This window comes from Streptomyces sp. NPDC048636 (genome assembly GCF_040650655.1).
In the GTDB taxonomy this organism is placed as follows: domain Bacteria; phylum Actinomycetota; class Actinomycetes; order Streptomycetales; family Streptomycetaceae; genus Streptomyces.
On record NZ_JBEZHR010000008.1, the window covers coordinates 288519 to 302789 of the forward strand.

9 protein-coding genes, 1 pseudogene and 2 riboswitches are annotated in these 14271 nt (G+C 71.1%); of the genes and pseudogenes, 8 read left to right on the forward strand and 2 right to left on the reverse strand.

Annotated elements, in window-relative coordinates:
* Nucleotides 1-32 precede the first annotated feature (32 nt).
* Together AB0C66_RS23435 and AB0C66_RS23440 are read left to right on the forward strand one after the other, a co-directional pair.
* Entirely contained in the window at nt 33-1544 is a 1512-nt protein-coding gene (locus AB0C66_RS23435) for an alpha/beta hydrolase (RefSeq protein ID WP_362441771.1), read from the forward strand.
* A gap of 204 nt (nt 1545-1748) precedes the next feature.
* Nucleotides 1749-2219 carry a GNAT family N-acetyltransferase gene (locus AB0C66_RS23440; protein ID WP_362441880.1) on the forward strand — a complete coding sequence of 157 codons (471 nt, stop codon included), beginning with the start codon at nt 1749-1751 and terminating at the stop codon, nt 2217-2219.
* A 147-nt stretch (nt 2220-2366) separates the two neighbouring features.
* On the opposite strand, the gene AB0C66_RS23445 is transcribed toward AB0C66_RS23440, so the two are convergent.
* Entirely contained in the window at nt 2367-3779 is a 1413-nt protein-coding gene (locus tag AB0C66_RS23445) for a prenyltransferase/squalene oxidase repeat-containing protein (RefSeq protein ID WP_362441774.1), read from the reverse strand.
* 129 nt (nt 3780-3908) lie between these two features.
* A riboswitch (cobalamin riboswitch) is annotated at nt 3909-3983 on the reverse strand.
* Between the two features lie 91 nt (nt 3984-4074).
* Nucleotides 4075-4215: riboswitch (cobalamin riboswitch) on the forward strand.
* 186 nt (nt 4216-4401) lie between these two features.
* Here AB0C66_RS23445 and AB0C66_RS23450 point away from each other — a divergent pair.
* The 6 genes and pseudogenes from AB0C66_RS23450 to AB0C66_RS23475 all read left to right on the forward strand — a co-directional run.
* Nucleotides 4402-7134: a prenyltransferase/squalene oxidase repeat-containing protein gene (locus AB0C66_RS23450; RefSeq protein WP_362441777.1), complete on the forward strand. Its 2733-nt coding sequence runs from the start codon at nt 4402-4404 to the stop codon at nt 7132-7134.
* On the forward strand, nt 7131-8063 hold the full coding sequence (locus AB0C66_RS23455; protein ID WP_362441780.1) for a hypothetical protein: 933 nt from the start codon (nt 7131-7133) through the stop codon (nt 8061-8063). Before AB0C66_RS23450 ends, AB0C66_RS23455 begins: the two co-directional genes overlap by 4 nt.
* Nucleotides 8060-9250 (forward strand): energy-coupling factor transporter transmembrane component T, encoded by a 1191-nt coding sequence (locus tag AB0C66_RS23460; RefSeq protein ID WP_362441783.1) that lies wholly within the window; start codon nt 8060-8062, stop codon nt 9248-9250. The genes AB0C66_RS23455 and AB0C66_RS23460 overlap by 4 nt, the downstream gene beginning before the upstream one ends.
* Nucleotides 9247-10920: an ATP-binding cassette domain-containing protein gene (locus tag AB0C66_RS23465; protein WP_362441786.1), complete on the forward strand. Its 1674-nt coding sequence runs from the start codon at nt 9247-9249 to the stop codon at nt 10918-10920. The genes AB0C66_RS23460 and AB0C66_RS23465 overlap by 4 nt, the downstream gene beginning before the upstream one ends.
* Nucleotides 10917-11750: an ECF transporter S component gene (locus tag AB0C66_RS23470; RefSeq protein WP_362441789.1), complete on the forward strand. Its 834-nt coding sequence runs from the start codon at nt 10917-10919 to the stop codon at nt 11748-11750. The genes AB0C66_RS23465 and AB0C66_RS23470 overlap by 4 nt, the downstream gene beginning before the upstream one ends.
* A 632-nt stretch (nt 11751-12382) precedes the next feature.
* Nucleotides 12383-13342, forward strand: a pseudogene (locus tag AB0C66_RS23475) (IS481 family transposase); the annotation flags it as partial.
* On the opposite strand, the gene AB0C66_RS23480 reads toward AB0C66_RS23475, so the two are convergent.
* Nucleotides 13342-14187 carry a phosphotransferase gene (locus tag AB0C66_RS23480; RefSeq protein WP_362441792.1) on the reverse strand — a complete coding sequence of 282 codons (846 nt, stop codon included), beginning with the start codon at nt 14185-14187 and terminating at the stop codon, nt 13342-13344. The pseudogene AB0C66_RS23475 and the gene AB0C66_RS23480 sit on opposite strands and share 1 nt — an antisense overlap.
* Nucleotides 14188-14271 lie beyond the last annotated feature (84 nt).

Genomic DNA, 14271 nt, shown 5'->3' on the forward strand with positions numbered 1-14271 from the left:
CTGACTCCATGCACACCGAGGAAGAAATCGTTGTGACCCCACCCACGCACCGCACGGCCCTGCTGTGCGTCCTGGCGGCCATCGCCGCGACCGTCGTCCCCGCCGCACCCGCCCAGTCCGCCGCCCGTGTCCCCTCCGCCGGTTCGGCATCCGCACTCCGCTTCGGCGCCTGCCCCGAATCCGTGCCCGATCCGCCCGCACCGGAGCGCGTCGAATGCGGTCGGCTGAGCGTGCCGCTTGACGGGAACCGCCCCCGCGGGCCGCGCACCGAGATCGCCGTCTCGCGCGTCCGGGCCTCTGGCACCCCTGCCGAGCGGCGCGGCATTCTGCTGGTCAACCCCGGTGGGCCGGGCGGCTCCGGGCTCCCCTACGCGGTCACCAAGCGGGCCAAACTCCCTGTGAGCGTGCGCCGTTCATACGACGTCATCGGCTTCGACCCGCGCGGCGTCGGGCGGAGCGCGCCCGTCGACTGCGGCCCGATGGGCGGTCTCTTCGCCGCCCCGGGCGCGGACCCCGTGCCCGTCGGTCCGACGGCAGAGCGGGCCCACCTGGCGTCATTGCGCAACCTGGCCGACGACTGCGCGGCGGGCGCCGGCGACGCACTGCGTTACCTGTCGACGGAGCAGACCGCACGGGACATGGACGCGATACGCGCCGCGCTCGGCGAACGGCGGACGAACTTCCTCGGCGTCTCCTACGGCACCTACCTCGGCGCGGCCTACGCCGCCGCCTTCCCGCACCGCACGGGCCGCATGGTCCTGGACAGCGTCGTGGGGCCCTGGAACTGGTACGACTTCGATGTGATCCAGAGCCGGGCGCTGCTGCGGCAGCGTGACACCTTCTTCGCCTGGACCGCCGCCCACGCGGACCTCTTCCGCCTGGGCGGCAGCGCGGTGGCCGTGCGCCGGGCCTACCTGCGCGTACGCGATGGACTCACCGCGGGCCCCGTGGACGGCTTCGGTCCCGCGGAGTTCGACCGGGCCGTGTACCGCGCCCTGGGCCGCACCGAACGCTGGGCGGACCTCGCGGACGGCCTGCGAGCCTATCTGCGCGACGGTACTCCCGACGGACTCCGTCCCGACGAGGACTTCACCGGCCCGGACTCACGCAACTACGAAGCCGCCAATCGCATCGTCAAGTGCGCCGACGGCCCCGGCCCCACGCCCCGGCGGATCGTGGCCGACATCCGCCGCACCCGACGCCTCGACCCCCAGCCGGTCCTCACCGGCATGGAGGCGTCCACCTGCGCCTACTGGCACCACCACCCCGCCCGCCGCACCCCGCTCGGCGGCCCCGACGCGCCGCCCGCTCTGCTGGTGGCCTCCGCCCACGACCCCGTCACGCCCATCGAGGGGGCGCGCCGAATGCGCCATCACCTGCCGGGTTCACGCCTGGTCGCCCTCGACAACGACTACTCCCACGGCGTGTTCGCCAGCCGGGGCAACGCCTGCGTCGACGACGCCGTGGCCACGTACCTCGTCGACGGGGCGGAGCCGAGGGCGGATGTGCGCTGTGCGGGGCCCGGTCTGCCCTCGGTGCCGTGAGACACGCCCAGCGTTTTTGAAAAGCGTTTTCATTTGACTAGTGTGGCGGCGTCCGGGCGGCGCGGGCACCGGATCCCGCCGCCCGCGCTGCCGCACGCTCGGCCCAGGCCGGACAGGGAGGAACCCTCAGTGACACACACCGCGCACCAGGAGTACACCGTGCGCCCCGCGACACCGGACGACGTCGACGGCGCGCGCCGGGTCATGCTCGACACCTTCTACCGGGAGTTCGGCTACGGATACGTACCCCAGTGGCACCGTGACACGGTGGACATCAAGGGCACGTATCTCGACGACCCGCGGCATCTGCTGCTCGTGGCCGTCCACCAGGGCGAGGTGGTCGCCACGACCGGCGTACGGTCCGGCGGCCCCGCCCACCCGCCGCACCCCCGCCGGCTCGCCGAGCGCTACCCGAAGGACACCACCGCACAACTGGTCCGTGTCTATGTGCATCCTGAGCACCGACGTCGCGGACTCGCCGGCACCCTGGTCGACGCGGCCTGTGACTTCATCGCGGACACCCCTGGCTATGACCGCGTCTACCTCCACACGAACGTCAACATCGACGGCGCGGAAGGTTTCTGGCGAAGCCTGGCCAAGGAGGTGTTCGACGCCCGCACCACCGGCGAACAGGGCCCGGGCGTCGCCACGGTGCACTTCGAGATCCCGATGTAACGACCCCGGGTAGCGGCGGCGATCGGAGGCCACGCTGCACTCACTTGTCGACGCGCTCGGTTCTCCGCTCAACGTGCTGCTCCCGGAGCGGAAGCGGTCGGTGCGTGCCACCGAATCGTGGGTCCCCTGCTCACCGCCCTGACGTGGTCAGGCGCCCCAGCGCACGGCGATCGTGTCGCCGACACCCACCGCCTTGCCACGTGTGGCGGCGGTGAAGGCGGAGCCGTCGACGCTGACCTTCCAGGTGTTGGAGCCGCTGTTGGCCTTGGTGTTGATCGCGGTGATGGTGCCCGTACCGGAGGACGGGGTCACGGAGGTCACACAGCCTGACGGGGTGGCGGCGCCCGTCGCGGCGTCTAGCACGGCGCCGAGTGTGGTCGTCGGGCCGGTCGGGGTGAGGGCGACGGAGCACACCTTGAGATGGCCGGTGCCGTCGTCCACCGTCAGTGCCAGCTTCGTCGTCGTGCCGGAGGTGAAGGAGCTCTGGCTCACCCACTGCGGTGCGCCCGCGGTGGTCGGGACGGGCGGGGCGGAGGTGAAGCCACCCCCGGCGACCGCCCGCAGGCCGTCGATCGACGCGTACGGCGACGGGCTGGTGTCGCTGGGCAGGTATTTGAAGCCGCCGCCGGGCTTGAACTGCTGCGCGATGAGGAAGTCGACCGGTGTCTTGCCCATGGAGGTGAGGAAGTCGCCGGTCTGCGGGTTGATTCCGCAGGCGTTCAGGCCGGAGACGGCCCAGCCGTTGGAGTCGGTGTTGACGCCGAACATGGCGTTGAAGGATCCGCTGTTCGCCACCAGCTTGCTCTTGAGGAATGCCTTGGCCTGCACGATGTCGGAGTCCGTACGGGGCACGCCGGACGTGCACAGGGCCGCCATCGCCGCGCCGGTCATGTCGATGTCGCTGGGCGCGGCAAGCTGGCCCGGATCGCCTTCGGCCTTGCTGTAGTTCCAGCCGCCGTCGTTGTGCTGGTTGGCGCGCAGGCGGGTGACCATCGCATCGCGCAGCGACTGCGGGACCCGTGTGTGACCGGACTGGGTCTTGGCGCCGCCCAGGGCGAGGGCGGCGAAGACGGTGCCGTTGAAGTTGGCCGACGGGCCGAAGTACCCGGTCTCGGCTGTCTGCCAGTAGCCGTAGATGTCGGCGATCAGATTGCGGGAGGCCGAGACCCGGCTGGGGTCGATGCCCGCGGCGTAGGCGTTCAGCGTGGCCCGTTCGTAGTCGGTGACCACGGGGGAGGAGGACGGCCAGGTACTGCTGGACAGCAGGGTGCGGTAGACGGATCTCGCGTTCTTGCTCGTGTCACCACCGGGGGTGACGTCCACCGCCGCGGTTCCGGCCGCGGCGAACGCGCTGAACGCCCACTCGTTGGACAGCCCCGCCCCGGCGTATGAACCATCAGCCCCCTGGAGGGACTTGAGGTAGGCAACGCCGTTCGTCTTCGACGCGGCGATCTGCGCCGGAGTGGAGGTGGCCGCGGCGGGCAGCGCGGTGAGGGCGAAGGCGCCCACCGCCGCGGCGGCGGTGAGCACGGGGCGACGGAAGGACACGGGACGGGACATGGCCTGCTCCTGAGGGTGAGGGACACCGGCCGGGACCCCGCGCGCGACCCTCGCGATCAGCGGTGGGAGCAGCGGGTATGGCCGCCGTCCGGAACGCGTGGACCAGCTTCCAAAGAGATGTCACCGCATGGGCATTCGGGCTCGGGACGGCCCCCGCCGTCCGACACCGCTGCGCGTCAGCCCCGGATTCACACCGGGTTCCCCCACTCGGCAGCGCAGGACGGTACCCGACACATCCCGCTTCCGCCAGACCCGTCCCCGGACGGTGACGGATAGCCTGACATGAGCCTTGACGCTCCCGGCGAATCCGTGCTCCAATCCGGCTGATACGCAATCAGTTCCAGGGGAAGCCGGTCGAATTCCGGCGCTGACCCGCAACCGTAGGCCCGGTCCCGCCGGGCGAGCCGGAATGCCTGGAGCGTGTTCCTTCACAGACATACGCCGTCGCGGACTGCGGCGTGGTTCGGCCGGCTTTCCCACGGCGGGGTTCCTCCCGCGGTGTGGTGAAGGCCCTCGGCCACGTTCTGTCCCGCGCCGGGCACACAAAAGAGGGGCCGGGGCCGTGGTGGGGACGGACGAACGAAGATTCGCGCGGGCGGTCACCAGACCGACCGTATCCCTGGTGGCGCTGATATCGGCGCTGCTCCTGCTGGTGGGCACGGCGGTGACCTTCGTCGCGGTCACACCGGCCACCGCGGATCCCCTCGGAGAATGCACCGCGGCCAAGGGCGCGATCGTCGCCGTGGACTTCAAACCGTTCGGCGGCAAGGTAGAGCGCGGTTGCGACACCACCCCGACCACCGGGTACGACCTTCTCCACGAGGCCGGATTCGGTACCACCGGCACTGAGCACGATGGGCCCGGTTTCATCTGCCGCATCGGTTTCGGCTCCTTCAACTCCGGTCGGCATTACCCGACACCGGACCGGGAAGCCTGTGTCCTCACCCCGCCCGCCACCGCCTACTGGTCGTACTGGACCGCATCGCGCGGACAGGACGAGTGGACCTACAGCCAGTACGGCGCCATGGACCGCAAGCCGAACAACGGCGACGTCGACGCCTGGGTGTACGGCGGTACCGACGTCGGGGGCAGCACGGGCAAGCCCTCGTTCAGTCCGGAGGAGGTCCGCGCGGGTGGCGGCGGGACCACCCCCGATCCCGGCGGTACCCCTACCGGCGGGGCCGGGGCGGTCGATCTGCCCGCCGCCGCGAAGTGGCTCACCGGCAGGCTGACAGACGGCGAACGCATCGTCGACGACGGCGCCGACACACCTCAGTACCCGCTGACCACCGAGACGGCCTACGCACTGGCCGCGGCCGGCGGGAACAGCGCGACCCTCGACAAGATCGTCGCCTTCCTGACGGCACACACCGACGACTATGCCTACCCCGACCGCAAGGACAAGGCACCCGACGCCACCGCCGCCGCCCGTCTGGCCCTCCTCGCCGAGATCACCGACGCCGACCCCCGCCGGGTCGGTGGCCACGACCTGATCGGTGACCTGAAGAAGAACGTGTGCACCTCGGGACCGGAGTCCGGAGATGCCCTGCCCGGCTGCACCGCCAAGGGCGACTTCCAGCATGCCACCCACACCGACGGCCAGGCCCTGTCCGCGCTCGCCCTGCTGCGCGCGAAGGTGGCGCCTCCGGCGGAGGCCATCGCCCGGCTGACACAGGTCCAGTGCAAGGACGGCGGTGTCACCAGCGTACTGATCCGCCCCGGCGAGAACTGCGACGGGGACGCCGCCAGCACCGCATTGGTCGCCCTGGTCCTGCACATGGCGGACGGGCAGGACAAGGCCGTACAGCAGGCGCGTACTTACCTGAAGAAGGCGCAGCGCGAGGACGGTTCGTTCCCCGGCTACACCGGCGCCACCGACGGCAGCGTCATCGCCACCGCCTACGCCGCCCAGGCCCTGCGCGCCCTCGGCGACACCGAGCGCGCCGATTCCGCGGTCGGCTGGCTCGCCCGGCAGCAACTCGACAGCGGAGGCTTCGGATTCGAGGCGGACGCCACCGAGCCCACCCTCTATGCGACTCCGGCAGCCGTCCTCGCCGGTGCCAGGACCAGCCTCGGCACACTCTCCACCAAGAAGACGGAGCCGACCCAGCCGCCCACCACCGAACCCCCGACCGACGACCCCGGCACACCGGGAGTGGGAGACGGCCCGGACTTGAAGAAGGGCGTCGCCTTCCTCACCCGCGCCGCCAACCTCAAACAGGGCCAGTACTACCCGGCCGGACCCGGATCCTCCCGCGCCGACTTCGGCCTGACCATCGACGGCGCCTACGCGCTGGCCGCCACCGGCCTGAACAACGCCAGGCTCCGGGGCGTCGTCGACTTCCTCGACCACGGGGGCAAGGACGGCGAAGGCCGTACCGTCCACGACTGGACCGGTGCCGGGACCCGTTACGCCGCCGGTGGCTCCCTGGGGAAGACGGCCCTCCTCGCCGAGGCCGTGGGCCGAGACCCGCGCGACTTCGGCGGCAAGGACCTGATCGCCGCCCTGGGTAAGGCTGTCTGTGCCAAGCCGAGCCCCGCACCGGACCGGTCCTGCGCGGCCAAGGGCGCCTACAGCTACGCCCCCTCTGTCTTCGGCCAGTCCCTGGCGATCATGGCGCAGTTGCGCGCCGACCAGAAGACCGCGGCCGAGCGGCCGCTCGCCTACCTGGAGAGTCTGCAACACGGCAGCGGCGCGTGGCCGAGTCTGATCCCGTCCGCAGGCGACTCCGATGTCGACTCCACCGCCATCGCCGCCATGGCCCTGGACCTGGCAGGTGGCGACAGGGCCGAGAAGGCCGTGGACAAGGCGCTCGCCTGGATCGCTTCACGGCAGCTCTCCGACGGCGGATTCCCCGGCGCCGCGGGCAACTCCGTCAACTCGGCCGCCCTGGCGGTCCAGGGCCTGTCGCTGGACAGCGGCACCTACCGGGCCGAGATCGCCAAGGCACGGAAGTTCCTCGCCTCGCAGCAGAACGGCGACGGTGGATTCAACGTGTCCAAGGGCGGTCAGCGCGGCTCCGATCTGCGCGCGTCCACTCAGGCGGTCGGCGGTGCCACGGGCGTGTCGTTCGGTGCGCTGAAGCGCAGCCTGACTGGCACCGCGCCGCAGCGGCCCGCCCCCGGCCCGACCGGTGAGCCCGACATCGTCACCCCCGGAGAGACGGGCGGCAACGGTGATACGGCCGGGGGTGGCGGGAGTTCCGCCACCGGAACCGACGGTGACGGTGGCGCCCTCGCCTCCACCGGTGTGCGGATCGGCGCGCTCGCGGCCGTCGCTGCCCTCCTCGTGCTCGTCGGCTGGCGCGCCGTGACCGTCACCCGTCGCCGCGCGGACACCGGAGGCGAGCGATGATCCTCGCCCGCCTCACACGGGTGGCCGTCCACGCGGTGGCCGCGTTCGGCCTGGCCGCCGCGACGCTCGGCGCCACCGCCACGCCCGCCACCGCGGCCCCCCAGCCCATGGGGCGCTGTACCACCAACTCCGGGGCAGTGCTCGCGGTGGACTTCAGCCGCTGGGGCGGCCCCGTCTTCCGCTCCTGCGGCACCACCCCCACCACCGGGTACGAACTGCTGAACCAGGGCGGCTGGCGGACCACCGGCACCGGACACGACGGACCGGCGTTCGTCTGCCGCATCGGCTACAGCGGTTACAAGAACGGCAAGCAGTACCCAACCGCCCGGGAGGACGACTGCATCCTCACCCCTCCGGCCACCGCGTACTGGTCGTACTGGCACGCCAACCCGGGGTCCGACACCTGGCAGTACAGCCAGCTCGGCGCGATGCTCTACAAGCCCAAGCCCGGCAGCGTCGACCTATGGATCTTCGGCGGTACGAACATCGAGGGCACCGAGGGCCGGCCCACCGTTACCCCCGACCAGCTGCGCGCCCACAACACACGGCCGCGGGGCGACGCGGGCAGGCCCGCGTCCACCGCGCACGCGCCCACAATGCCTCCGGGCGTCGACACCGGTCCCGTACCCGAGCGGCCGAAGACCGAACGCCGTGAGTCCGCCCCAGCCAAGCCCGAGAAGTCCAAGAAGCCCAAGCCGACGAAGTCCCCCTCGGCGTCCCCGAGCGCCGGCCCGTCGGCGAGCGCCGGCGAGAGCGGAAGGGTCGCCGCGGCGCCGAGCCCCAGCGCCAAGGTGGTCGACGCCGCGCCCGCAGCCGACGCCGGGCACGACCCGGGCTCCATCGTGCCGGTGGTCACCGGCGTCTCCCTGGTCATCCTCGTCGCCGGGGCGGCGGTGTTCGCGGCACGGCGGCGCCGCCGCACCGAGTGACCGCTGTGTCCCGCACCACCGCCGAGGCTGCCCCGCCTCGGTCCGGCCCCGCGCCGGACCGGGGCGGCCGCAGGCTGCCCCGTACGCTGCACCCCGTGGCCTGGTGGGTGTGGGCGCTCGCCCTGGCCACCGCCGTGAGCCGTACCAACAACCCGCTTCTGCTGTTCCTCGTCCTCGCGGTCCTGGGCTACGTCGTCACCGCGCGGCGCACCGAGGCGCCCTGGGCCCGCGGCTTCGGGTACTACCTCTGTCTCGCGCTCACCGTGGTGGCGATCCGCGTCGTCTTCCGTGCCGTGTTCGCCACCGGTATCACCCCCCGCGACCACTTCCTCTTCTCCCTGCCGCACATCCCCACCCCCGACTGGTACGCGGGGATCCAGATCGGCGGCCCGGTCTCCCTGGAAGCCGTGCTCTCCTCAGCGACCGACGGACTGCGGCTGGCATGCATGCTGTGCTGCATCGGCGCCGCCAACACCCTGGCCAACCCCAAACGCGCCCTGCGTGTATTGCCCGGCGCCCTGTACGAACTCGGAGTCGCCGTCACCGTCGCGATCAGCGTGGCGCCGCAACTCGTCCAGAGCGTGCAGCGCGTGGCGCGAGCCCGCAAACTGCGGGCCGGACGCACCAAGGGGTTCACGGCGCTGCGCGGCATCGTGGTCCCCGTCCTGGAGGACGCGCTCGAACGCTCCCTGCGCCTGGCCGCCGCCATGGACTCACGCGGCTACGGCCGTGCGGGCTCGGCCACCCGCCGGTCCCGGCGCGTGACGGGCGCCCTGATGCTGCTGGGCATGTGCGGACTATGCGCCGGGGCCTACGGACTCCTCGACGCCACCGCCCCCACCTTCCTCGGCCTGCCCGCGATGGCCGCCGGATCCGTCCTGTGCCTGGCGGGCCTGCGCCTGGGCGGGCGGCGCGTCACCCGTACCACCTACCGGCCCGACCCCTGGCGCCTGCCGGAGTGGGCCGTGGCCGGGAGCGGTCTGCTCTCCGCCGTCCTGCTGTTCAGCAACCTCGGCTACAACCCCGCCGAACTCAACCCATCGTTCTACCCCCTGACCTGGCCGACGCTGCCCCCGGTGCCGACGGCCGCCATCCTGCTCGCCGGAACGGCAGGAATCCTCGCACCCCGCCCGGCCCCGCGCCGGCATCCGCTACCTCAGCGCACGGAGAAGGCCGACGTCTCGTGATCACCTTCGACCAGGTCACCGTCGACTACGACGACACGGCCGAACCCGCCCTGCGCGATGTCGACTTCACGGTGGAGGAGGGCGAGCTCTGCCTCGTCATCGGCCACACAGGTGTCGGCAAGTCCACCCTGCTCGGCACCGTGAACGGCCACGTTCCCCACTTCACCGGCGGCACCCTCTACGGCCGCGTCACCGTCGACGGCCGCGACACCGCCCACCATCCGCCCCGCGAACTCGCCGATGTCGTCGGTGTGGTCGGCCAGGACCCGATCGACGGCTTCGTCACGGACACCGTCGAGGAGGAACTCGCCTACGCCATGGAACAGTTGGCCATCCCGGCGGCGACCATGCGCAAACGGGTGGAGGAGACCCTCGATCTGCTCAGCCTGGCCGACCTGCGCCACCGCGCCCTGTACGAGCTCTCCGGCGGCCAGCAGCAGCGCGTCGCCATCGGCTCCGTCCTCGCCGCCCACCCCCGGGTACTGGTCCTCGACGAACCCACCTCTGCCCTCGATCCGACCGCGGCCGAAGAGGTACTTGCCGCCGTCACCCGGCTCGTCCACGACCTCGGCGTCACCGTCCTCATGGCCGAGCACCGCCTGGAACGCGTCGTCCAGTACGCCGACCGCGTCATCCACCTCCCTGGCGACGGCCGCGCCCGCATCGGCCCACCCGCCGACATCCTCCGCACCTCGGTGATCGCGCCGCCGATCGTCGAACTGGGGCGCGCCGCGGGCTGGTCCCCGCTGCCGCTGTCCATCCGCGACGCCCGCCGCGCCGCCCTCACCCTGCGCTCCCGCCTCGCCGCACATCCGCCCGCCCCCGTCCGGTCGGCGCCGGATCGCGACCGGCAACGGCTGCTGACAGCCCGCGGCGTAACCGTCAGTTACCAGGACACACCCGCCGTCCGGGAAGCCGACCTTGACCTCCGCGCGGGCGAGGTCACGGCGCTGATGGGCCGCAACGGCTCGGGCAAGTCCTCCCTGCTGTGGGCCCTCCAGGGCTCTGGCCCGCGCCGCGCCGGGACCGTGAAGGTGACCGGCGGCAGAGACGGAACGGGCTCGGCGCCCTCCGCAACTCGCGGCGCGGACCCGCACTCCCTGCCCGCGGCGCAGGCCCGGCGGCTCGTCGGCCTGGTCCCGCAGACCCCGGCCGATCTGCTCTATCTGGAGAGCGTCAAACAGGAACTCGACCAGGCAGACACCGACTCGGGCACCGCGCTCCGGGCCCGCGCCGTCCTGGACCGGCTTGCCCCCGGCATCGACGACACCACCCATCCGCGCGACCTGTCGGAGGGGCAGAAGCTCGCCTTGGTCCTCGCCATCCAGCTCTCCGCGGCACCTCCGGTCATCCTCCTGGACGAACCGACCCGCGGTCTGGACTACCGCGCCAAGGCGGCACTGATCGGCATCGTCGACTCCCTCGCGACCGAGGGCCACGCGGTCGTCATCTCCACTCACGACGTCGAGTTCGCCGCCCTCGCTGCCGACCGCGTGGTCGTCATGGCGGAAGGCGACATCGTCGCCAGCGGTCCCACAACAGAGGTCATCGTCTCGTCACCGGTGTTCGCGCCGCAGACGGCGAAGATCCTCGCCCCGCTGCCCTTCCTCACGGTCAGCCAGGTGACCGCGGCGCTCGCCGCCGAGGTCGAGGAAGGGCGGCACCGATGACCGCACGGACCACCACCGCCATCCGGCTGACCCCGCGGGTCGGCGTGGTCATGGTGCTCGCGGCCTTCCTCGGAGTGGTGGCGTTCTTCTGGCCGTTCGTCGTCGCCCCAGGGAAGTTCGGCTCCCACTACGCGCCCCCGCTGATCTTCGGGGTGCTGCTGATCCTCGTCCTGTGCGTGGTGCTCTCCGAGATCGCCGAAGGCGGTATCGACTCGAAGGCCCTCGCCATGCTGGGTGTCCTGTCTGCCGTCAACGCCGCCCTGCGCCCCCTCGGCGCCGGAACAGCGGGCATCGAGACCGTCTTCTTCGTCCTGGTCCTGGCGGGACGGGTCTACGGCCCGGGCTTCGGCTTCACCCTCGGCTGCACCTCGCTGTTCGCCTCCGCGCTCATCACCGGGGGAGTCGGCCCGTGGATGCCGTACCAGATGTTCGGCTGCGCGTTCGTCGGGATGCTCGCCGGTTTCCTCCCCCATGCCACGGGACGGCGCGAAGTGCTGCTGCTGGCCGTCTACGGATCGCTCTCCGGCTATCTCTTCGGCTTCCTGCTCAACCTCTCCTTCTGGCCCTTCGCCCTGGACCCGAACAGCTCCATCGCCTACCTGCCCGGACTGCCTTTCACCGAACAGTGGCAGCGATACATCGCCTTCGACATCGCCACCTCCCTGGGCTGGGACACCGGCCGCGCGGTCACCAACTTCATCTGCATCCTGCTGGCCGGCCCCGCGGTACTCACCACCTTCCGCCGCGCCGCCCGCCGAGCCCGCTTCCGCGCGCCGGTACGCTTCGCCACGCCCGAACGACTACGTCGAAGTGGCCCAGAGCAGGGCTGACACTCCCGTATACCGTCGCAGGAAGCCAGGTAGCCCAGTCGCAGCAACACCGTCGACCATCATCCCGCGACGATCCACAACCAGGCGAGGGCACGGGTTCGAGCGACCTCCGACGAGGTGCTCTGCACCGCGCTGGCGCCGCTCTCAAGGGCCACCCGGCGCTCTGGCTGTTCAGGCGGCATGTCTTCCTGCGCCGGACGCTCCGGCCGGGGGCTCTTCGTATTGCTGCAAATTTGAGGCAGAGGCATCGTGTTCGGGCGCACCGAGAGGAGCGGGGGCTGAGTCAGGAGCAGTTGGCCGAGATGACCGGGCAGCCGTCACACGATCTACCGCGCGGAGTTGGGCCAGTACGGGACGAGCGGGCGACCACCTCGCGTTGATCGCCCGCTCGCTCCGCGTTGAGATCGTTGCGCTGTTCCATGAGGTCCGTACTGATCAGCGCTTCAGTAGGCCGCCGCGTTACTCGCGGCACGGCTCGGCGGCTGGCAACGTGTACGCGATCAGCGCCACCGGCTCGGCCCCGCCCACACCCCACCAGGGCGACGCGCACGCGAGCCCAGGGCGTCGTGGCCGCGCACCAGCACGCAGAGACGCCGGTCTGATCTACATGTATTGCCCACGAGCGTTGTTGACTGACCGTCTACGGCAGACGACTTCCGATCGACCGGGTCCGAGCCCGTCGCCCCATCGCGCACGTGGCCGACGAAATGGGCATCTCCCGCGCCACGGCCTACAAGTGGGTACGTCGCTGGCACACCGAGGGCGACACCGGCCTGTTCGACCGCACGAGTCGGCCCCGGACTACCCCGCACCGCACTGCCTCAGACGTCGAGAAACAGGTCTGCGCGCCGCGGCGCGAGCGAAAGCTCGGCCCCGCACGGATCGGTCCGATCCTGGGCATACCCCCCTCCACAGTCCATCGCGCGCTCACCCGCCACGGACTGAACCGACTGCGCTGGATGGACCGGCCCACCGGCCAGGTAATTCGCCAGTACGAACGCGCACGCCCCGGCGAGCTGATCCACGTCGATATCAAGAAGCTCGGCAACATCCCCGACGGCGGCGGGCACCGCATCATGCCCCGGCAGCAGGCCGGTGCCAACAGACAGGCGACGACCGACGCGCGCAAGGGCGGCAGCCCCGTCATCGGATACAGCTTCGTCCACACAGCCATCGACGACCACTCCCGGCTCGCCTACAGCGAGGTCCTGGCCAACGAGCGCAAGGAGACCGCAGCCGCGTTCTGGCGACGCGCGAACGCCTTCTTCTCCGAACACGGCATCACCGTCGAACGCGTCCCAACCGACAACGGCTCCTGTTGCCGATCCAAGCTGTTCGGCCAGACCTTGAGCGTCGCTGGCATCGTCCACAAACGCACCCGACCGTACCGCCCGCAGACGAACGGCAAGGTCGAACGCCTGAACCGCACGCTGCTCGACGAATGGGCGTACGTGCGCCCGTACTCCAGCAACGCCGAGCGCACCGCAGCTCTCGTGGAGTTCCTCCACACCTACAACCATCACCGCTACCACACTGCACTCGGCGGCCACCCGCCCATCAGTCGAATCAACAATGCTGCGGGTCAATACATCTACAGAGCCTGCCGCACCCTCCGTCGACCGGGCTGCCGGGCCGCGGTAGGCCAGTCGTACTTCAGCAGGTACCGGACCCGACGATTGCTCGGCTCCGCATCCTTCTCCCCGACTGCCGCCGCCCAGTGCCGGCAGGTAGCCGTCACGAATGCCTCCACCGCCCGTTCGTCCGCCTGGCGCCAGCTCGTGATCCCGTCCAGCCATGCCAGCGCATCGGTCGGCGACTGCTCGCACTCCATGAGCCGCACCGCGGTGTAGGCCGCGTCCACCCAGGCAGGGCCGATCGCGGGCATGGCCCAGTCCACCACGTACGCCTCACCCCCATGGTCGATCAGGAGGTTGTGCGGGTTCGTATCGGTGTGCAGCAGGCAGTCCCCTGCCAGGCGCTCGGCCTCGCCGGGCTCAAGGAACCCTTTGAATCTGTCCACGAGCGGCGGGACCGGAACATCGACAGGAGGCCGCAGGTGCTGCATGCGCTCAAGCGCGGCCGCGACCGCGTCCAAGTCCTTGGACCCGGGGCCGAGGTCGGCGTGGCTTCCGGGGACATAGACGAATGCCAGCGCCAGCCAGCCTCCGGCGTCGACCCGGTGTCGGATGGTGGGGCTGATGCCGCCGACCGTCTCGTTGATCCGCTCCTCGCACCGGAGCGCCTCGATGCCGGGCCCGTCAGTGTGGCGAACGCCCTTGAGGAAGTGGGTGCCGCTGCGTTCAGTTGTGAGGATCAGGGCAGCAGAGCAGTTCAGGCCTTCCGCCACCGATTCCGCTGCGACCACCGGCCCGGTGCGGGCCTCCACCGCGGTGCGGAACTCCACCGGAAGGTCGTCCCACTCGACGCGCTCGATCACGCTTTCTCCCTTGGGTGCGGGGTCGGGGTGCCGGTTGCCCGGCACCCCTTCCGGTCTTCCTACTGGGTGGCGCCGCACTTGCGA